The 18,894-nt window shown below is 72.4% G+C and carries 16 protein-coding genes and 1 pseudogene; 3 read left to right on the top strand and 14 right to left on the bottom strand.

All coding sequences use genetic code 11. The features are described 5' to 3' along the window. Window positions 1-2 precede the first annotated feature (2 nt). A complete protein-coding gene (locus ABEA87_RS29940; protein ID WP_345635279.1) occupies window positions 3-218 on the bottom strand; it encodes a DUF397 domain-containing protein in 216 nt (71 codons plus the stop codon). 30 nt (window positions 219-248) lie between these two features. Continuing rightward, the gene (locus tag ABEA87_RS29935) at window positions 249-1,106 is read right to left on the bottom strand and encodes a helix-turn-helix domain-containing protein (protein WP_345635277.1); all 858 of its coding nucleotides are present in this window, start codon (window positions 1,104-1,106) and stop codon (window positions 249-251) included. A 437-nt stretch (window positions 1,107-1,543) separates the two neighbouring features. Between ABEA87_RS29935 and ABEA87_RS29930 the strand changes: the two genes are divergently transcribed. Both ABEA87_RS29930 and ABEA87_RS29925 read left to right on the top strand, forming a co-directional pair. Further along, window positions 1,544-2,008, top strand: a complete 465-nt coding sequence (locus ABEA87_RS29930; protein WP_345635275.1) for a DUF6232 family protein — start codon at window positions 1,544-1,546, stop codon at window positions 2,006-2,008. 59 nt (window positions 2,009-2,067) lie between these two features. Then, the gene (locus ABEA87_RS29925) at window positions 2,068-2,730 is read left to right on the top strand and encodes a GNAT family N-acetyltransferase (protein ID WP_345635274.1); all 663 of its coding nucleotides are present in this window, start codon (window positions 2,068-2,070) and stop codon (window positions 2,728-2,730) included. A gap of 114 nt (window positions 2,731-2,844) precedes the next feature. Here ABEA87_RS29925 and ABEA87_RS29920 read toward each other — a convergent pair whose 3' ends face one another. From ABEA87_RS29920 to hpnC, 9 genes and pseudogenes are all read right to left on the bottom strand, one after another. Further along, window positions 2,845-4,656, bottom strand: a complete 1,812-nt coding sequence (locus ABEA87_RS29920) for a 1-deoxy-D-xylulose-5-phosphate synthase (RefSeq protein ID WP_345635272.1) — start codon at window positions 4,654-4,656, stop codon at window positions 2,845-2,847. A 4-nt stretch (window positions 4,657-4,660) separates the two neighbouring features. Further along, window positions 4,661-5,620: an adenosyl-hopene transferase HpnH gene (gene hpnH, locus ABEA87_RS29915; protein ID WP_425570976.1), complete on the bottom strand. Its 960-nt coding sequence runs from the start codon at window positions 5,618-5,620 to the stop codon at window positions 4,661-4,663. A 48-nt stretch (window positions 5,621-5,668) separates the two neighbouring features. Next, on the bottom strand, window positions 5,669-6,619 hold the full coding sequence (gene ispH / locus ABEA87_RS42755) for a 4-hydroxy-3-methylbut-2-enyl diphosphate reductase (RefSeq protein ID WP_425570977.1): 951 nt from the start codon (window positions 6,617-6,619) through the stop codon (window positions 5,669-5,671). Window positions 6,620-6,709: 90 nt separating this feature from the next. After that, window positions 6,710-7,117 (bottom strand): annotated as a pseudogene (locus tag ABEA87_RS42750) (phosphorylase family protein); the annotation flags it as partial. A 74-nt stretch (window positions 7,118-7,191) separates the two neighbouring features. Further along, window positions 7,192-9,180, bottom strand: a complete 1,989-nt coding sequence (shc, locus tag ABEA87_RS29905) for a squalene--hopene cyclase (RefSeq protein ID WP_345635269.1) — start codon at window positions 9,178-9,180, stop codon at window positions 7,192-7,194. Window positions 9,181-9,190: 10 nt separating this feature from the next. After that, a complete protein-coding gene (locus ABEA87_RS29900) occupies window positions 9,191-10,183 on the bottom strand; it encodes a polyprenyl synthetase family protein (protein ID WP_345635361.1) in 993 nt (330 codons plus the stop codon). Window positions 10,184-10,188: 5 nt separating this feature from the next. Next, window positions 10,189-11,544: a hydroxysqualene dehydroxylase HpnE gene (gene hpnE, locus ABEA87_RS29895; RefSeq protein WP_345635360.1), complete on the bottom strand. Its 1,356-nt coding sequence runs from the start codon at window positions 11,542-11,544 to the stop codon at window positions 10,189-10,191. 160 nt (window positions 11,545-11,704) lie between these two features. Then, window positions 11,705-12,565 (bottom strand): presqualene diphosphate synthase HpnD, encoded by an 861-nt coding sequence (hpnD, locus tag ABEA87_RS29890; RefSeq protein ID WP_345635267.1) that lies wholly within the window; start codon window positions 12,563-12,565, stop codon window positions 11,705-11,707. After that, window positions 12,562-13,464: a squalene synthase HpnC gene (gene hpnC, locus ABEA87_RS29885; RefSeq protein WP_345635265.1), complete on the bottom strand. Its 903-nt coding sequence runs from the start codon at window positions 13,462-13,464 to the stop codon at window positions 12,562-12,564. Before hpnC ends, hpnD begins: the two co-directional genes overlap by 4 nt. Window positions 13,465-13,622: 158 nt before the next feature. Between hpnC and ABEA87_RS29880 the strand changes: the two genes are divergently transcribed. Further along, a complete protein-coding gene (locus tag ABEA87_RS29880) occupies window positions 13,623-14,969 on the top strand; it encodes a PucR family transcriptional regulator (protein ID WP_345635263.1) in 1,347 nt (448 codons plus the stop codon). Here the strand turns inward: ABEA87_RS29880 and ABEA87_RS29875 are convergent. The 3 genes from ABEA87_RS29875 to ABEA87_RS29865 form a co-directional block, all read right to left on the bottom strand. Beyond that, the gene (locus ABEA87_RS29875) at window positions 14,922-17,021 is read right to left on the bottom strand and encodes a bifunctional phosphatase PAP2/O-acyltransferase family protein (protein ID WP_345635261.1); all 2,100 of its coding nucleotides are present in this window, start codon (window positions 17,019-17,021) and stop codon (window positions 14,922-14,924) included. The genes ABEA87_RS29880 and ABEA87_RS29875 overlap by 48 nt on opposite strands. A gap of 75 nt (window positions 17,022-17,096) precedes the next feature. Further along, window positions 17,097-17,792, bottom strand: a complete 696-nt coding sequence (locus ABEA87_RS29870) for a DUF3159 domain-containing protein (RefSeq protein ID WP_345635259.1) — start codon at window positions 17,790-17,792, stop codon at window positions 17,097-17,099. Between the two features lie 31 nt (window positions 17,793-17,823). Next, window positions 17,824-18,774, bottom strand: a complete 951-nt coding sequence (locus ABEA87_RS29865) for a DMT family transporter (RefSeq protein ID WP_345635257.1) — start codon at window positions 18,772-18,774, stop codon at window positions 17,824-17,826. Window positions 18,775-18,894 lie beyond the last annotated feature (120 nt).

Raw genomic sequence — 18,894 nt, 5'->3', positions numbered from 1 at the left:
ATCTACTCGTGCGGGTGGTCGAAACCGCCCGCACTCACGGCGCCGATGAACTCGCGCCAGGACCGCTCGCCGAACCGGAGCATCGGCCCGTCGGGGTCCTTGGAGTCGCGCACGGCGACCCCGTCGCGAAGGGGGGCGACCTCGACACACGCGCCGTTAGCGGCGCTGCGGCTGCTCTTACGCCAGGCCAGGCCGTCCCGCTCCAACGCAGGGAACATCCCTGCCACTTCCCTTCTGTTGATTGGTGATCAGCGCTCGCCGCGCGCCACGGCCCCGATGAACTCGATCGACTCCATCGGCGTCAACGCCGCGGCGCCCAGCGCCTCGAAGCTGCTCTCGTAGCTTCGAAGATCCTCGGGTCGGTTCCGGAACACGCCGCCGGTCGCACCCTCGCTGTAGACCAGCGGGCGTTCCGCGGCTCCGGAGAACTCCAGCACCATGAACGATCCTGCCAGGGCCGGATGCGCCCCGGCGGCGAACGGCAGAACCTGGATGGTGACCACCTTGCGCTCGCTCGCCTCGTTCAGCCGCAACAGCTGGCGGCGCAGCACGTCCGGGCCGCCGACCTGGCGGCGCAGCACCGCCTCGTCGAGGATCGTCCACAGCCGCGGCGGTGGCTGGCGGGTCAGCACCGCCTGGCGGGCCATCCGCACGGCGACCCGCTGCTCGACCACGTCGAGCTGGTCGGGTGGGAACGACGCCCGCGTCACGGCGCTGGCGTACTCCGCGGTCTGCAGCAGGCCCGGGACCACCTGCGCCTCGTACGCCCGGATGGAGGTGGCCTCCGTCTCGAAGCCGATGAACGTCTCGTAGGCGTCGGCCAGCGCGCCGCCGTACGCCTCCCACCAGGCCCGCTGCCGGGACTGTGCGGCCATGGCGCGCAGTCGCGAATGCTCCGCGTCGTCGACGCCGTACAGCCGCAGCAGCCGGTCCAGGTCGGCGGCGCGGATGCCGGTGTTGGCGGTCTCGATGCGGGACAGCTTCGACTCCGACCAGTCCAGCTGGCCCGCGACATCGGCCACCGTGCGCTGCGCACGGTCCCTGATCCGCCGCAGCTCCGCACCGAGCTGGCGGCGAAGCATCGTCGGGCTCGGCTTCGCGGGCATCGATGGATACCGTAGCGCAAGTCTTCCCGCATGGCGCAAGACGGAGACCGAATCTGCACTTGCATCCAAGAGTCGCGGGATGCTTAATGGACGTTAAGGCGACAACGGCGTCGATGCATCTCCGGCTCGGCGAGGTCGCCGTCACGGCTCCCGTACCAAGCGGCCTCGCACCACCCCCGGCCTCGGCGGACCCTCGCACCACCGTCGGCCACCGCCGACCCGCACCACCGGTCGGCCACCGCCGACCCCGCACCACCGTCGGCCACCGCCGACCCCGCACCACCGGTCGGGCGCGGCACCGCCTCCACGGGCGAGCGCCCCGATCACCCCGCCGAGGGATCACCTGCCGTCACCGGTGCCGCACGGCCCACCCACCCCGGCACCGGCCTCCGTCCTCGGGCAACCCCCGGGAACCACGCCACCTTCAGGAGGGTGCCATGAGTGCCGACCGCGTCCCACCCGCCCGCACCGCCACGCCGCCCGAGCCGATCGTCTACCTGCGCCGGCCCGGGATCCTGGTCACCAGCCGGCAGATCCTCGTCGGGCCGTACCGGTACCAGGTCTGCCAGTTGGCCGACCTGATGAGGGCGCGCGGCTCCACGCACCCCGGGGCGCTGGTCGGCCTGGTCATCGCCGCTGCCGAGGTGCCGCTGGTGGCACTGCTGATCGGCCTGGTCAACGCGCCGGCGGCCTGGCTGTTCGCGCCGCCCGCGCTGCTGATCCCCTGCCTGGTCGGGCTGGTCTGCCTGCGCCGGTGGCCGGCCCCGTACGAGCTGCTGGCCCGGTACCGGGGCGGGGAGGTCATCCTGTTCGCCACCCGCGACCAGCTCGAGTTCGGGCAGGTCGCCCGCGCGGTCCGCCGGGCGGTCGAGGCCACGCCGGGCGGCGACACGCGACCGTGAGCCTGACCATTCGGGATGCGGGCCAACCGCCACCACGGTCAGCAGAGATGATGACCTACATGGACCCGCGCATTCGACGGCACCTCGCGCACTGGCTCGGGCAGTGGCCGGCCACCGCCGACCTGTCCGTGATCGGCTCCGCCCGCCGGCAGCAACCCGGTTGGGACGGCGCGATACACCCGCTGATCGGCGTGCGGGCGGTGCAGGGCACGGTGCTGTCGGTGCCGCCGGACCGGCTCGACGCGGTCCGGCGGCTGGCCGACGCCGCGCCCGGCCGGAAGGATCTGCTCGCCGAGCTGCCGGACGCCGTGGGGCAGCCGGGGCGGACCGTCTACACCGGCGTGTTCCGGTGGAGCACCCGTCCGGCACCGCTGGAGGACGCCGGGAACTGGGTGGACTGCTCCGATCCGGTGGTTCCGGAGTGGCTGCGCGTCTTCGGCCATCAGGTGCTGATCGCCGCCGACCCGGACACCGGCGGGTACCTGGCCGGCGTGGGGCTCAAGCGGCACAACCAGTACGGGTACGAGCTGGCGGTGGGCACCGAGCCCCCGGCCCGGGGTCGGGGGCTGGCCCGCCGGCTGGTGGCGCAGGCCGCCCGCCGGGTACTCGACGAGGGCGCGGTGCCCACGTACCAGCACGCGTCGGACAACTTCGCCTCGGCGCGGGTGGCCGACGCCGCCGGGTTCCCCGACCGCGGCTGGACCTCCCTGGGCATCGGCTGAGGCCCCGGCGCCCCGGCCCCACACCGGACCCCACGCCGGCCCAGCGCCGGTTGGGCGACTGGTGCGTCCGGGTCGCGGCGCGGCGCGGGACGCGCCGAGCCGGACCGGTCGTTTTCAGGGGGTGGCGACCGGGGCGACCGAGCCGACCCGGAGCGCGGGGGTCTCCCGCAGGGTCAGCGTGGTGCCGGCCGTACCCAGCGCCCCCAGCACCGTCCGGGCGATGCCCGGCCCGTCCAGGCCCTGCTCGGCCAGCATCGCCTTGCGCTCGCCGTGCGCCAGGAACCGCTGGTCCAGCGCCAGGGTGCGCAGCCTCAGGTCGATTCCCGCGGTGCGGGCCGCCCGCGCGAAGGCGTCGCCGAACCCGCCGTGCTCGCCGCTGTCCTCGACCGTGACCACCAACCGGTACCCGCCCGCCGCCCGGACCAGGGCCGGGTCCACCGGCAGGATCCAGCGGGGGTCGGCGACGGTGGCGTACACGCCCTGGCGGGCCAGCTCGTCCGCGGCGGCCAGCGCCGCCCCGGCCATCGGGCCGACCGACACGATCAGCACGTCCGGATCGGAGTGCGCCCGCAGCAGGTCGGCGCTGCCCAGCCGGCCGACCGTCGGCAGCTCGCCGGCCACCTCGGCCTTGGGGAAGCGCAGCGCGGTCGGCCCGTCGGCGTGATCGACCGCCTCGCACAGCAGCTCGCCCAGGCGCCGGCGGTCACGCGGCGTGGCGACCCGCATGCCCGGCACCATGCCCAGCAGCGACAGGTCCCACATGCCGTTGTGCGACGGGCCGTCGCTGCCGGTGACGCCGGCCCGGTCCAGCACGAAGGTGACCGGCATCCGGTGCAGCGCCACGTCCATCAGCACCTGGTCGAACGCGCGGTTGAGGAAGGTCGCGTAGACACACACGACCGGGTGCCGACCGCCCATGGCCAGCCCCGCCGCCGAGGTGACCGCGTGCTGCTCGGCGATGCCCACGTCGTAGACCCGGTCCGGGAAGCGCCGGGCGAACGCCTGCAGGCCGGTCGGGATCAGCATGGCGGCGGTGATCGCCACCACGTCGGGACGGCGCTGCCCGATCTCCACCAGCTCGTCGCCCAGCGCGTCCGTCCACGTGGGACGCGACGGCGTGCCGGCCGGCTTCGCCGGGGAGATGGTGTGCATCCGGTCCGCCTCGTCGGCCTCGGCCGCCGGGTACCCGTACCCCTTGCGGGTCAGGCAGTGCACGACCACCGGGGCACGCAGGGCGCGGGCCTTGCGCAGCGCCGCCTCCAGGGCACCGGTGTCGTGGCCGTCGACCGGGCCGAGGTACGCGAGTCCCAACTGCTCGAACAGCGACCCGGAGAGCCCGCCGCGCAGCGCCGCCAGGTGGGTGCCCAACGCGCCCACCGTCGGGGCGTACGAGCGGCCGTTGTCGTTGAGCACGATGATGACCGGGCGGTCCGGGGCGGCGGAGATGTTGTTCAGCGCCTCCCAGCACATCCCGCCGGTCAGCGACCCGTCGCCGACGACGGCCACCACCGCGCGGTCGTCGCCACCGCCCAGCGCGAACGCCTTCGCCAGTCCGTCCGCATAGGACAGAGCCGTGGAGGCGTGCGAATTCTCCACCAGATCGTGCGGGCTCTCGGCTCGGCTCGGGTACCCGGACATCCCGCCGGTCTGGCGCAGTCCGGGCAGCCCGTCATGCCGGCCGGTGAGCATCTTGTGCACGTACGACTGGTGCCCGGTGTCCCACACGATGGCGTCGTGGGGGGAGCAGAACACCCGGTGCAGGGCGATGGTCAGCTCGACCACACCCAGGTTCGGCCCGAGGTGGCCGCCGGTGCGGCTGACCGAATCGATCAGCCGCTGCCGGATCTCGGCGGCCAGCGCGGGAAGGTCGGACTCGGGCAGCTCGCGCAGCTGCCCGGGTCCGGAAATACCCTCCACGATGGACATGGGGTCACGCACCGACGGCGGCGCGCAGTGTCTCCTTGAGCGAGCCCAAGGTCGCGATGACCGCGGTCGGCTCGTACCCGCAGTGCGCCATGCAGTTGTCGCACCGCGGGTCCTTGCCCCGGCCGAACTTGTCCCAGTCGGTCTCGTCGATGAGCTCCCGGTACGTCTTGGCGTACCCGTCATCGAGCAGGTAGCACGGGCGCTGCCAGCCCAGCAGGGAGTAGGACGGAATGCCCCACGGGGTGCACTCCAGGTCCTTCTTGCCCTCCAGGAAGTCCAGGAAGACCGGCGAGTGGTTCAGCCGCCACTTCTTGCGCCGGCCGTCACCGAACGACTTGCGGAACAGCTCCCGGGTCTCCTCCACGCCCAGCCAGTGCTCCTGGTCGGGCGCCTTCTCGTACGCGTACCCCGGTGACAGCTGCATGTTGTCCACGTGTACCTCGTCGTTGAGGTAGTCGAGCACCCCGATGACGTCCTGCGGGCTGTCGGTGTTGAAGAAGGTGGTGTTGGTCATCACCCGGAAGCCGGACTCCTTGGCCAGCTTGATGGCCTCCACCGCGCCGTCGAAGCCGCCCTCCTTGTTCACCGACTCGTCGTGGCGCTCCTTGAGGCCGTCGATGTGCACCATCCAGGAGAAGTTGCGGTGCGGCTTGAACTTGTGGATGTGCTTGGACAGCAGCAGCGCGTTGGTGCACAAGAAGACAATCTTGTTGCGAGCCAGCAGCTGGCGGACGATCTCATCGATCTGCGGGTGCATCAGCGGCTCACCGCCCGCGATGGACACCATCGGCGCGCCGCTCTCCTCGATCGCGTTTACCGCCTGCTCCACCGGCATGCGCTGCTTGAGTAGCGACGCCGGCTGCGCGATCTTGCCGCAGCCCGAGCATTTCAGGTTACACGCGAACAGCGGCTCCAGCTCGACCAACAATGGGAACTTGTCTCGGCGCAGCAGCTTCTGCTTCATCAGATAACTGCCAAGTCGAATGCTCTGACGCAACGGCATAGCCATCGGTCAGCCCACCTCCCTGGGCAATGTGAAATGAATATTCTCTGGTTGAGCTTGTGTCTCGCGCACCTCGACCGGACCGAGGCCGGACAGGCAGTGCACGAGTTCATCCACGAGATGCGGCGGGGCGGAGGCCCCGGCCGTGATGCCGACGCTGCGTACCCCCACCAGCGCGCGCAGGTCTACCTGGCCAGCGTCATCGACCAGCAGCGCCCGTACCCCCTCCCGTTGCGCGACCTCCACCAACCTCACCGAGTTGGAGGAGTTCGCCGAACCGACGACCAGCACCAGGTCGGCCTGGCCGGCAATGGCGCGGACCGCCTCCTGCCGGTTGGTCGTCGCATAGCAGATGTCGTCCCGGCGCGGGCCCTGCAGCGCCGGAAAACGCCGGCGCAGCACGTCCGCGATCTCTTCGGCCTCGTCCACGGCCAGTGTGGTCTGCATCGCGTACGCCACCCTGGCCGGATCGCGCACCGCGACCCGGGCCGCAGCCGCGGCGTCCTCGACCACGATGACGTTACTCGGTGCCTCCCCGACTGTGCCCTCGACCTCCTCGTGGTCGGCGTGGCCGATCAGGAAGACCGTGTCGCCCCGGCCGGAGTACCGGCGCACCTCGCTGTGTACCTTGCTGACCAGCGGGCAGGTGGCGTCGATGACGGTCAGCCCGCGCGCGTCGGCCTCCGCCCGCACGGCCGGGGTCACGCCGTGCGCCGCGAAGACGAGCACCCGGCCGGGCGGCACCTCGTCCGCCTCGGTCACGAACACCGCGCCGCGCCGCTCCAGCTGCCGTACCACGTGTGCGTTGTGCACGATCTGGCGGCGTACGTAGACGGGTGCACCGTACCGGTCGATGGCGCGATCCACCACGTCGATGGCCCGCTGCACCCCGGCACAGAACGAGCGCGGGCTGGCCAGCAGCACCTCGCGGGGGCCCAGCGCGGCGATCCACTCCTGGATCGCCGGCACCGTCCGGCGCAGCGCGCGCAGCGCCCGGATGCCCCGCGGTGCCGCCCCCATACTCCACAGTGGACTCGCATCGGTGTCCACGATGGACCGGACTGCGGCGAACGGCAGACCGTCCGGGGCGAGCCACACCGACTCGGTGTCCACCGCGAGCGCTCCGCTGCCCGACAGCTCCCGCCGCGCCGCGCCGTCGACCACCCGCTCGCTGGACAGGATGGGTCCGATGTGGACGTTCAGGCCCTGCCGGCGCAACGCCCCGGCCAGCAGCGGGGCCGACGGGCTGGGTACCCGCTGCCCGGCCGGCCCGCGCACCTCGCTGGCCACCACCACGTCGCCGGGCCGTACCGCCGGGTCCAGCCCGCCGCCCAGCCCGGCCACCAGCACCGGCGCGCCGGCCAGCCCGGCCGCGCTGCGCGCCGAGCGCCGGGGGCCCATGCCGCTGCGCAGCACGGAAACGCCGGCGCCGCGCAGCGCGGCCCGCTCCACCCGCATCGGGGCACAGACCACCGCCGCCGGCCGGCCAACGCCGGCCGGCAGATCGTCGGTATCGACCGTCGCGTCGGTATTCACGAAGCCATCCGCACGTACCGGCCGAGCGCGGAGACCGGGAACACCACCCGGTAGAGGTGGTAGTTGATGTAGAAGTCGCCGGGGAACCCCGTGCCGGTGAACTCCGGCTCGTCCCAGTTGCCGTCGGGCCGCTGGGTGTCCACCAGGAACGCCACGCCCCGCTCGACCGCCTCGGTGCGCTCCCCCGCGGCCAGCAGGGCCAGCAGCGCCCACGCCGTCTGCGACGCGGTCGACTTGCCCCGGCCGGCCCACGACCGGTCCACGTACGAGCGCAGGTCCTCGCCCCAGCCGCCGTCCGGGTTCTGGTGCTCCACCAGCCAGGCGACCGCGCGCCGGATCGGCGGCGAGGCCGGATCGGTGCCGGCGAACACCAGCGCCGGTACCACCGCGCCGGTGCCGTACACGTAGTTGGCGCCCCACCGTCCAAACCACGAGCCGTCCGGCTCCTGGTTGTCCAGCAGCCAGCGGACCCCACGCTGGGTGGACGGCTCCTCGGTCAGCCCCTCGGCGGCCAGCATCTCCACGATGTGCGCGGTGACGTCGGCCGACGGCGGGTCGATCACCTCGCCGAAGTCGCAGAACGGCAGCTTGTTGGCCAGCGTGTGAACGTTGTCGGCGTCGAACGCGCCCCAGCCGCCGTCCTGGGACTGCATCCCGACCGTCCAGGCGACACCGCGGTCGATCGACGCGCGCAGCGCCTCGGGCCGCGGGTGCTTCACCCGGCGCAGCGCCAGCACGATCTCGGCGGTGTCGTCGGTGTCCGGGTAGCCGTCGTTGGCGAACTCGAACGCCCAGCCGCCCGGCGCCAGGTTCGGCCGCCGTACCGACCAGTCCCCCTTGACCCGGATCTCCTCGTCCATCAGCCAGTCGGTGGCGCGCAGCACCGCCTCGTCGTCACCGGGCACCCCGCCGTCGAGCATGGCGGTCAGCGCGAGCCCGGTGTCCCACACCGGCGACTGGCACGCCTCGAGCCGCCGTACCCGGCCCCGGGGCGTGTCCTCCCGGATCAGGAAGCCCTCCAGCCCCTCGATGCCCGCCTTGACCGCCGGGTGGTCCATCGCGTACCCGAGCAGGTGCAGGGCCAGCAGCGAGTACACCCACGGCGGCTGGATGCCGCCCCAGCCACCATCGGCCTCCTGCCGGGCCAGCACCCACTCCGCGGCGCGGCGCTGGGCGAGCCGGCGCAGCGGCCGCACCGGGTGCTTGGCGTAGAAGTGCAGCACCTTGTCCAACCGCTGGAACACCCCGTTCCAGCTCCACAGTGGAGCCCTGCGGGACGGCTGGGCGCCGGTGCGCAGTTCGTCGACGCCGATCGGCAGCGACCGCACCGGACGCAGGCTGCCGACGATGGTCAGCGGCACCACTGTCTGCCGCGCCCAGCACCCGAAGTTGTACACGTTCAGCGGGAACCAGGACGGCAGGAAGATGAGCTCCGGCGGCAGGTCGGGCAGGTCGTCCCAGGACCACAGGCCGAACAGCGCCAGCCAGATCCGGGTGAACACCCGGGTGTTCTCCAGTCCGCCGTTGGCCAGGATGTACTCGTTGGCCCGCAGCATGTGCGGCGCGTCGGTCGGGTCGCCGGCCAGCCGCAGCGCGACCCACGCCTCGACCGTGGCGGACAGCTCGGCCGGCCCGCCCTCGAAGGTGGCCCAGGTGCCGTCCTCGCGCTGCTGCGAGCGGATCCAGCGGGCCGCCTCCTCGGTCTCCCGCTCCTGCCGGATGCCGAGGAACTCGCGCATCAGCAGGTCCTCGGCGTCCATCGTCACGTTGGTCGCCAGCTCGCCCTTCCACCAGCCGGCGGGGTCCTGCACCGAACGCAGGTATGCCACCGCGGCGCCCAGGGCGTCCGCGGCGGTGCGGGCCGGCGCCGGCCCCTCCGGGCCGGCGGCGACCCGCGCGGCCGTGATGACCTGCTCCACGGCGTCGATCTCTGGTATCGCGGTTTCGTCCTCATGCCCCGCGGTCGCGGCCATGGTGTGTGTCATGCCGCCCCCCTCACGAGTCCCGATCGACGACGAAGTTGCCCAGGGCGATGAGTTCTTCCCGGGGCTGGCTGGGAATGTCCACAGCGGACAACGCGTCCTCGGCCAGCGCCATGCGCCGCCTCGCCTCGGCCAGCGCCCACTCCCGGCCGCCGCCCGCCTCGACCAGCTCGGCGCCGCGGCGTAGCTGCGCGTCGTCCGGCTCGCCCGGCGCGGCCAGCCACTCGGCCAGCTCCGGGCAGTTCGCCACGGAGTAGGTGACCGGCAGCGACTTCTTGCGCGACCGCAGGTCGGAGAAGATGGACTTGCCGGTCACCGCCGGGTCGCCCCAGATGCCCAGCACGTCGTCGACCAGCTGGAAGGCCAGGCCGACCTGCGCCCCGAACACACTGAGCGCGCCCACGGTGGCCTCCGGCGCACCGGCCAGGACAGCGCCGATCGCCGCGCTGGCCGACAGCAGGCTGCCGGTCTTGCCGCCGGCCATGTCCAGGCACTCCGCCAGGGTCACGTCGCGGCGGTGCTCGAAGGCGAGGTCCTGGACCTGGCCGCGGATCAGCTCGCGGGTGGTCGTGGCCAGCAGCCGCGCGGCGGTGGCCGCGTGCGGCGACGGCGACTCCAGCAGCACCTCCTGGGCCAACGCCAGCAGCGCGTCCCCGGCGAGGATCGCCGCCGGCGCGCCCCAGATCGCCCACACGGTGCGGCGATGCCGGCGCTCCTCGTCGCCGTCCATCAGATCGTCGTGCAGCAGCGAGAAGTTGTGCACCATCTCGACCGCCACCGCGCCGGGCAGCCCGACCTCGGCCGGGGCGCCGGCGGCCTGGGCCGACAGCAGCGCCAGCGCCGGGCGCACGGCCTTGCCGCCGCCGCCCTCCGCCGGCGCGCCGTCCACGTCGCACCAGCCGAGGTGGTAGGAGACCTGCGCCCGGCTGGCGGGATCCAGTCGCTGCACCGCCTCGCGCATGGCGGGTGCCACCGCGTCCCGGCTGCGGTGCAGGCTGGTCAGCATGGCGGTCACGCTGCCACACCCTGTACGCCGCGGCGGGCCAGGACCTCGGCGGCGGCGGACTCGCCGCTGCGCACCGCGCTCTCCATGGTCGCCGGCCAGCCGGTGTCGGTCCAGGCGCCGGCCAGGAACAGGCCGGGTGCGGCGGTGGCGGCACCGGGGCGCAGCGCCGCGCTGCCCGGACCCGGCCGGAAGGTGGCGTGCGGCTCCCGGCTGACGAAGAAGTCCAGGACCGTCGCGGTCCGTACCCCCGGCAGCAGCGCGGTCAGCTCCGGCATGAGCCACTCACGCAGCTCGGCGACCGTCTTGTTGATCATGTCGTCCGCAGCGGACAGCGAGACGGCCAGGTACTGGCCGTCCGGTTCCGTGCCGCCGGCCGAGCGCTGCCGCCCGGCCAGGCCGGAATGTTCGGTCCGGTCGAACACCCACTGGATAGGGGTGGACACGCCGGCCACGAACGGACCGTCCATCACGCGGCGGTCCAGTACGACGTGCGCGTTGATGATCGGCGAACTGCCCAGCCGCGCTGACCAGCCGGCCGGCAGCGCGACACTGCCCGGTGGCAGCAGCCGCTCGGCCACCCGCGGCGGTACCGCGAGCACGACCTGATCGGCCATGTGCTCCTCCCCTCCTGAACCGACGAGCCAGCGGTCCCCCCGAGGCTCGACCGAGTCGATCTTCGTACCGGTGCGCAGCTCGACACCGGCCTCGGTCAGCCGGTGGTGGGCCGGCTCACCATGCAGCTGCCGCAGCGGCACCAGCGACCAGCCGATATCCGCCGCGCCAGCGTCGGTCAACAACCCGACCTGGAACACCATCGCCGCCAGGGCAAGCGACGCCTCGTCGGCGGTGGCGTTGAGCGTTGCCACCCCGACCAGGTCCCACAGCGCGCTCACGGTGAGCGCATCCTGTCCTTTTTCCCGAAGCCAGCTACCGAAACTCCGCTCGTCGACCGCACGCGACGTTCGGTCGATCTTGCGTAGCGCCAGCGCCGCCCGGATGAACCTGATCCGCTGGGCCGGGCTGAGCAGCGAATATTTCGCCAACGCGCCGCCCAGGTGCAGCGGAGCCGGCAGGTTGTTGCGACGCAGGCGCGCCGGCCGCGGGTGCAGCGGCGAGCGGACCGGGATGTCCAGCCTGGGCTGCAGCCGTACCTTGTCGGCCACTCCGAGCCGGTCCAGCAGCGCCCGGTACGAGGTGCAGCAGCGCAGGAAGACGTGCTGCCCGTTGTCCACATCCAGCTCGCCCCTACGGAACGAATGCGTCAAACCGCCCAACCAGGGACGAGATTCGAATAACGCGACGTCATACCCGCTATCGGCACAACGCAGCGCCGCCGTGATCCCGGCCAGACCGCCACCCACCACGGCTACCGAGCCGAGTGACCTACTACTTCCGCTCACCCCACCACTCCTCGCCCGGAGGCGCCGAGCGGGACGCCCCCGAAGCTCAACCGGCCGCGGAATCTCGGCCGGACCGCGCCGCGGCGCCACCACCCGACGGGGGCGCCGGATCTACAGCCGGTCACGCCGCCATCCCCGCGAGCGCGCGGACGGCGACGCCGGCCTTCTGCCAGCCGGACAGCGACAGCCGCCGGTCGTACACCGCCGACGGCGTGGCCGCGATCCGATCAAGGAGCCTGCGGTAAATACCGGACATAGCGGTACAGGACGCCGCACTACGCCGATCGAGCAGCGGCACCAGGCGCAGCCCGTCGGCGTACCACTCGCGGTTGCGCGCCGCGCTGAACTCGATCAAGGCGGTCAGCCCGCCGTCCTTGTCCACCAGCGCGCCCTGCTCGTCGAGGGCCAGCTCCACCCCGAAGGTGTCCAGGTCGGCCTGCGGCAGGTAGATCCGCCCGTTGCCGAGATCCTCCCGGATGTCGCGCAGGATGTTGGTCTGCTGCAGCGCGATGCCCAGGTCGTCCGCGTACTTCGACGCCTCCGGGTGCGGCTTGCTGCCGAACACCCCCAGGCACAGCCGACCCACCGCGCCGGCCACGCACCGGCAGTAGGTCACCAGCTCGTCGAAGGTGTCGTAGGTGCGGCCCGTCACATCCATTTCAACGCCGTCGATCAGTTCTCCGAACGCCCCGAGCGGGATCGGAAACCGGCGGGCGGAGTCGGCGACGGCGACCAGTACCGGATCGGAGGCGCTGTCGATGTCGGACAGCGACGCGCGCAGCTCGGCCAGCGCGGTCACCTTCTGCTCCTGCGGCAGGTCCCCGTCGCCGATGTCGTCCACCCTGCGGGCGAGCGCGTACACGGCGCACAGCACGCCGCGCTTCTCGGCTGGGAGCAGCCTGATGCCGTAGTAGAAGTTGCGAGCCTGCTCCTTGGTGATCGACTCGCACAGCCCGTACGCATCGTCGAGCGTGCTCGTCACGATGCCACCCTTCTACGCATCAACAACCCGATGAGGTGCCGGAGGACGTCCGAACGTCGCACCGACGGAGAACCCGACATAACATCCCATTTGGCGCGCCGCAGCCCATCGTTCGCGGCCAGGCCGCCGGCCGCGAAGCCGGTGACCGCCAGCCTCGCCCACCCCCGCAGCTCACCGAGCAGTGGCAAGCCCTCGTTCATCAGCGCGGCGGCCCGCCCCGCCTCGAACGCGAGCAACGCCCGCACCTCCTCGGACGCCTCCGGCCGGTCAAGGTCGGCCGGGGAGACATGGTAGCGGTCCAGATCTTCCTGGGGCAGGTAGACCCGCCCGGCCCGGCGATCCTCGGCCACGTCCTGCCAGTGCTCGATCAACTGCAGCGCGGTGCAGATCCGGTCGGACAGCTCGACGCGCCGCGGCGTGCTGACCCCGAACAGCTCCAGCACCATCCGCCCGATCGGCTCGGCCGACAGCGTGCAGTAGCCCAGCAGGTCCTGGTAGGTCTGGTACTCGCTGACCCGCTGGTCCTGCAGGTTGGCCAGGACCAGGTTGTCGAACGGCTGCTGGGACAGCCCGCAGGCCCGCACGGTGGGCGCCAGCCGGCGCAGCACCGGGGCTCTCGGCGTGTCGCCGCGCCAGACCGCGGCCAGGTCCGCGCCGAACTCCTCCAGCAGCGCGACCCGGTCGCCCTCGGCCTGGTCACCCAGATCGTCGATCACCCTGGCCACGTCGTAGACCGCGGCCAGGTGCACGCGCAGCCGCTTGGGCAGCACGCGCAGCGCGACCGGGAAGTTTTCCGACTGCTCCCGGCCACGCAAATATTCATCGGCCGGTCCCCCCGAACGGGCCACGTCCCCCGACGCGCCCGATTCGGCGGCCAGCTCGGCCCGCCTTACCCCCATGATTCGATGCTGCTACGTCCGGGCCTCAAGATCTGCGCCAAAATGAGTAATTCTGCTGCGCCATTGTTGTCACGCGCGTATAAAACTGTCGCGTGAGTTCAACCCTGTCACACGGGTGCGGTAAACCAGTAGGCGTGGAGGCACAGGAACATGACGTGGTGAGCACAGACAGCGACGACCCGGCGGCGGGCGGTGGCGTCGCTGCGGGCGTGGCGGATCCGGCCACCGACGTCGGCCTGAGCAAGCTGGTCCCGGCCCTGGTGGAGCGGCTGCCCCGCCTGCTGGGCGAGGTCCGCGAGCTACTCACCGAGGAGTGGCCCGACTACGCGCGCTTCCTCGCCGACGAGCAGGACGAGGTCGCGGTCGCCGCCGAGGCGTTCATGCACTGGCTGGTGGAGATCGCCGAGCAGGGCCTCACCCAGCCGGCGGAGGACGCCGGACCGGAGGCGGGCGCCCAGGTGGCCCTGTTCGAGGAGATCGGGCGCATCCAGTGGCGGGAGGGTCGCGACCTGACCACTCTGCTGTCGGCCTACCAGGTCGGCGCCCGGGTCGCCTGGCACCACGTGTCCAGCACCGCGCTGGAGATCGCGGTCGCGCCGGAGGCCCTGGCCGCGCTCGCGGAGGCGGTGTTCGTCTTCATCGACCAGCTCTCCTCCGCCTCGGCCCGGGGCTTCGTGCTGGAGCAGTCCGAGGCGGCGGTCACCCGCGAGCGGCTGCGCGACGAGCTGGTCGACCTGCTGCTGTCCGACCGCTCCGACAGCGCCGCCGTGCGGGCCGCCGCCGGCCGGGTGGGCTGGCCGCTGCCCCGTGACGTGGCGGTGATCCTGATCGACCCGGAGAACCTGGTGGGCCAGTCCGTGCTGTCCCGGCTGGACAGCTCCTGCCTGCTGATCCGCAGGCGCGCGCTGATCGGCGCCATCGTCCCCGACCCGGTCCGGCCGGGCCGGCGCCAGCGGCTGGCCACCGCGCTGCGCGGGGCGGGCGCGGTGATCGGTCACCCCGTTCCGCTGGAGCATCTGCCCTCCAGCGTGCGCATCGCCGAGGTGGCCGCGACGCTGCAGCGCTCCGGGGTGCTGGAGGAGGACCCGGTGTTCGTCGCCGAGCACCTGGACGCGATCATCGTGCACCGGGATCCCCGGCTGCTGACCGCGCTGCGCGAGCAGGCGCTGGCTCCGCTGGCCGGGCTGTCCGCGACGGTCAACCAGCGGCTGACCGACACGCTGGCCTCCTGGCTGCGGCATCTGGGCGACCGTCAGGCCATCGCCGCCGATCTTCACATCCACCCCCAGACGGTGCGTTACCGGATGGGCCAGCTCCACGACCTGTTCGGGGCCGCGCTGGACGACCCGTCCGCCAGGGCCAAATTGACCCTGGCCCTGGCCTGGTGCCCGGTCATCCCGAGCGGGGCCGCGCCCGAGACGCCGGCGCGCCACCAGCCGCCGACCCAGGCCGCCGGCTCAGCCGGTGTGGCCGGAGGAGGTCAGGTGGGCACCTGGCGGCGCTGACCGCTGCACCGTCGCCTCGCTCAGGTCCTCGACGACCGCCCGGACCGCCTCCCCGAGCAGGTCGGCGTCGTCCACCAGCGCCGGGTCGGCGCTGATCCCGAGGTACAGCATGCCGTCCCAGCCCAGGGCGCCGATCGCGAGCGGAGCCCTGGGCGCCAGCGGCAGGATCGGGTACACGGCGGCCATGGGCGCGCCCGCCATCCGGAACGGCTGGTTCGGGCCGGGCATGTTCGACACGATCGCCTGGAAGAACCGGGCGCCGTAGACCGTACGGGCGAACCAGGCGTGCAGCGGCTGCGGGAGCAGCTGGCCCAGGGTCCGCATGACAAACCGGGAGGCCAGCGCCCGGGTACCGGTGTGCAGCCGCCGGCTGCGCCGCGCGACGTCGGCCAGCCGCTCCGGTTCGGCCATGGGCCCGAGCGGCACGTCCATCATCACTGCGGCGGTGACGTTGCCCTCGCTGGAGTTGCCCGGCTCCCGCACCATCAGCGGCACCGCCACCCGCAGCCGGGGCGAGGAGTCGCCGGGCGCCGACCACACCCGACGCAGCGCCCCGGCGACGCCGGACAGCAGCACGTCGCTGACCCGGGTGCCGTGCTTGCGGGCGACCGCCCGCACCGTGGACAGCGGCAGCGCGACCGTGCCGAACCGGCGGGCGGAGGTGCCGCCGGTGGGCAGCCGGTCCCGCGACCCGCCGTCGGTGGCCAGCTGCGCCAAGCCGACCGTGACGCCCAGCGCGGCGCGCAGCGGGCCAGGTCGCCGGGTGAGACCGAGCGGGCCGTCCGGCAGCTGCGGCTCCAGCAGGTTCATCGCCTGGGCCACGGTGCCGATGCCGTCGGCGACCACGTGGTGCATCACCAGGACGGCCGCGGACTGCTCCGCCTCGACCCCGCCGACCACCATGAACCGCCACATCGGCCGGTCCCTGGGCAGCGCGGTGGACTCGGCCTCGGCGACGAACCGGTGCAGTGCCTCGATGCCGCCCGGCTGCCCGTCCGGGCCGGAGACGTCGAACAGCGGGACGTGCCAGTCCCAGTCCAGCTCCGGCTGGGGCTGCCAGCGCGGGCGCCGCCAGCGCGACAGCGAGGACAGCCGCTGGCGGAACCGGGGCAGCCGCCACAGGTTGGCCTGGATCACCGCGCGCAGCCCGTCGCGGTACTCCGCCGGGCTGGTGCCGGCCGGCCCGACCCCGGCGAGCATCACCAGGCCGCCAACGTGCTGGGCGGCGATGGGCGACTCGACGTGCAGGAAGAACGAGTCGGCCGCCGGCACCCGTACCCCGTCGGAGCGGCCGGGCCGGTCCTGGAACACGCCGACCAGGACCATCGCCAGCCAGACCAGGAGGCACCCGCCGATCGCGTCGAGCAGGTAGTGGTTGGCGGTGGCCAGGATCACCAGGGCGGTGAGCAGCACGTGGAAGGTGCTGAGCACCTGCACCCAGTGGGCCCCGATGATGGCGGCCAGCACCACGGTCACCCAGACCGCCCAGGCGATGTGCAGGGACGGCATGGCGGCCAGTTGGTTGGCGTGCCCGACCAGCGAGGATCCCCAGGAGCCCCAGGTGTGCCCGCTGCGCACCGTGTCGACGAAGCCCAGGTTGGACAGCAGCCGGGGCGGCGCGGCCGGGTAGAGCCCGAAGCAGATCAGGGCCAGCGCGTTGAGCACCACGAACGAGTTGCGGGCCCACCGGTACGTCGCCGGGCGCCGCACGTACAGCCAGACGAGCAGGGCCAGGGCGCTGAGGATGTAGGTCGCCGCGTACTCGTAGTTGAACGCGATCCGCAACAGGTGATGCGGCGTCAGCCAGTTGTTGAGCGCCGGCTCGATGTCCAGGTGCAGGAGCCGTTCCAGGCTGTAGATCTGGCGCCCGTGCCGGTCGGCCGCGGCCCGCCGGCTGTCCCAGTCCAGGCTGGCCACCACGCTGTACACCGCGAAGATGGCCAGGAAGACGATCAGCTCTCGCCAGATCGGCGGGCGGTGGGCGGACGGATCTCCCTGGTCGACTCCCTCGGGGCTGGCCTGGCGGCCGGAATCGACTGCGGCAGAGGTCATTTAGTTCTTGTAGCACGCGAATAGGCGCCCGGACCCGACCGGCACGCCATTATTGGCCAGTATGTGATCCTCAGCTTAGGCGGTGGACAACGGTGCGCGCAGGCGTAACGTAATTCCAGGCATGCGGCGCAGGCAGCGCCAGCCCCAGCCGGCACAGATGACAATCATGGTGGCGGTCAGCAGGCCGCTGAACACGCCCCGGGACAGCAGCCCGGCGTCCAGGCTCCAGTGCAGGAAGCCCAGGCTCATGCCGGCGTCGACCAGCCGGCCGATTCCCCACAACAGGGCCACCTGGGTGAACATCCGGCGCACCCCGGGGTGGTGGAACATCTGTGCCGGAAGCGCGACGAAGTCGCGGGCCAGCCTGATGGTGATCGGCCGGCCGAACGCGGCGCTGCCGAGGAACAGGGTGGCCATCACGATCGAGCCGGCCACCGGCTGCAGCAGATATATCAGGGCACTGGACAGGACCAAGGCCACGCCGGCGCGGGCACACAGCAGGCCGGCGCACAGCACCAGCGTGCCGGGCAGCCGGTGCCCGAGGAACCACCGGACGCTGACGGTCAGCACGCACCAGCCCAGCACGGCGACCAGGCCGGCCACGAGCCCGACCGCGTGCAGCAGGATGAACAGCAGGAACGTCGGAATGGCCGCGGTCTCCAGGAACATCCGGCCGGCCCGCAGGAGCGCCGGCCGCAGGGCGCCAAGCTCGATGACGACCTCAGGCTCCTCGGCGGCCAGCCTGCGACGTGCGGGTAGAGCGGATGCCATAACTCGTCCTGGATGAGGTCGTCGGGCGATTTCAGCAAGAGGACTGCGGCGAGGGGTTGGCTACCCCCGAGGTATGACCAGGATCCCTGGACCCGCCGGGACGGACAATCGGCGAGTGTGCCAACCCCACCGCACCGACGAAGAGCAGGACTCCCGCTCCGGCCAGCCCGGCCACTGCGCCGGGACTGGTCGGCAGCGTGACGTGGAACGCTAGCACCCCCAGCACATAGCTGGCCAGAGGGTTGGTAATCGTCATCGCGGCCACCGCCGCCGGCAGCGAGCCCGCGGCGAAGGCACCCTGTTCAAGGACCAACCCGGTCAAGGTGGACACGGCTAACCCATACCCAGGCCAGTCCCGGGCAGTCGCGCCGACGCCCCGGTGAATGAGATCGTCGGTGGTCAACTTCATCAACACGGCACTGAACGCGAAGCACAGCCCGGCCGCCACCGCGATCACGGTCGCGTGCACCGGCGGGCGGCGTCCGGTCGAGGCCAGCATCAGCAGGCCAATGATGATCAAGAGGGTGAAGCCGGACACCAGGACCAGCCGGCGGTCGGGCGCACCTTGCGATGGCGCCACCCCCCGGACGGCCAGAAACACCACCAGGCCGCCACAGATGGCCAGGGCCGCGAGCCAGTCCCGCCGCTGCGGCCAGCGCCGGCACCAGGCCGAGGCCATCGGCAGCGCGAAGAACAACTGGGTCACCAGCAGCGGCTGGACCAGCGCCACCGAGCCGAAATGCAGCGCGGCGGCCTGGATCAGGAAGCCGACCAGGTTGGTCGTCCAACCGAACAGCCACAGCCGGTTGCGGACCAGCGACCGGACGAGGCGCAGCAGGGAGAGGATCACCGCCGGCCGGCCGCGCCGACCGCGCTGCGACTGCGGCGCGTACTCGGCCCCGTGCGCGGCATGCTGCTGCAGCGATGCCGACGCGGCGAAGAGGAACGCCGCCAGGAGGCCGAGGCCGACAGCGAGAGGCACGACGGTTCCCGGGAGGCTAGATGACCGGACGCATCGATCGTCTCACACGGCGATCGAGCTCGCCGCCGTCAGGCCGAGCCCGCCTCCGCTCACCCGAGCGGCGGAGATCCGCGCCGGCGG

The organism is Rugosimonospora acidiphila (assembly GCF_039543385.1).
Taxonomy (GTDB): Bacteria; Actinomycetota; Actinomycetes; order Mycobacteriales; family Micromonosporaceae; genus Rugosimonospora; species Rugosimonospora acidiphila.
The sequence above is the reverse complement of the archived record's forward strand: the minus strand, read 5'-3'. Positions and strand labels throughout refer to the sequence as shown.

Coding starts and splice junctions, on each gene's coding strand:
- ABEA87_RS29940 (WP_345635279.1), bottom strand. CDS start 218: ATGTTCCCTGCGTTGGAGCGGGACGGCCTGGCCTGGCGTAAGAGCAGC.
- ABEA87_RS29935 (WP_345635277.1), bottom strand. CDS start 1,106: ATGCCCGCGAAGCCGAGCCCGACGATGCTTCGCCGCCAGCTCGGTGCG.
- ABEA87_RS29930 (WP_345635275.1), top strand. CDS start 1,544: ATGAGTGCCGACCGCGTCCCACCCGCCCGCACCGCCACGCCGCCCGAG.
- ABEA87_RS29925 (WP_345635274.1), top strand. CDS start 2,068: ATGGACCCGCGCATTCGACGGCACCTCGCGCACTGGCTCGGGCAGTGG.
- ABEA87_RS29920 (WP_345635272.1), bottom strand. CDS start 4,656: ATGTCCATCGTGGAGGGTATTTCCGGACCCGGGCAGCTGCGCGAGCTG.
- hpnH (WP_425570976.1), bottom strand. CDS start 5,620: ATGAAGCAGAAGCTGCTGCGCCGAGACAAGTTCCCATTGTTGGTCGAG.
- shc (WP_345635269.1), bottom strand. CDS start 9,180: ATGACACACACCATGGCCGCGACCGCGGGGCATGAGGACGAAACCGCG.
- ABEA87_RS29900 (WP_345635361.1), bottom strand. CDS start 10,183: ATGCTGACCAGCCTGCACCGCAGCCGGGACGCGGTGGCACCCGCCATG.
- hpnC (WP_345635265.1), bottom strand. CDS start 13,464: ATGGGGGTAAGGCGGGCCGAGCTGGCCGCCGAATCGGGCGCGTCGGGG.
- ABEA87_RS29875 (WP_345635261.1), bottom strand. CDS start 17,021: ATGACCTCTGCCGCAGTCGATTCCGGCCGCCAGGCCAGCCCCGAGGGA.
- ABEA87_RS29870 (WP_345635259.1), bottom strand. CDS start 17,792: ATGGCATCCGCTCTACCCGCACGTCGCAGGCTGGCCGCCGAGGAGCCT.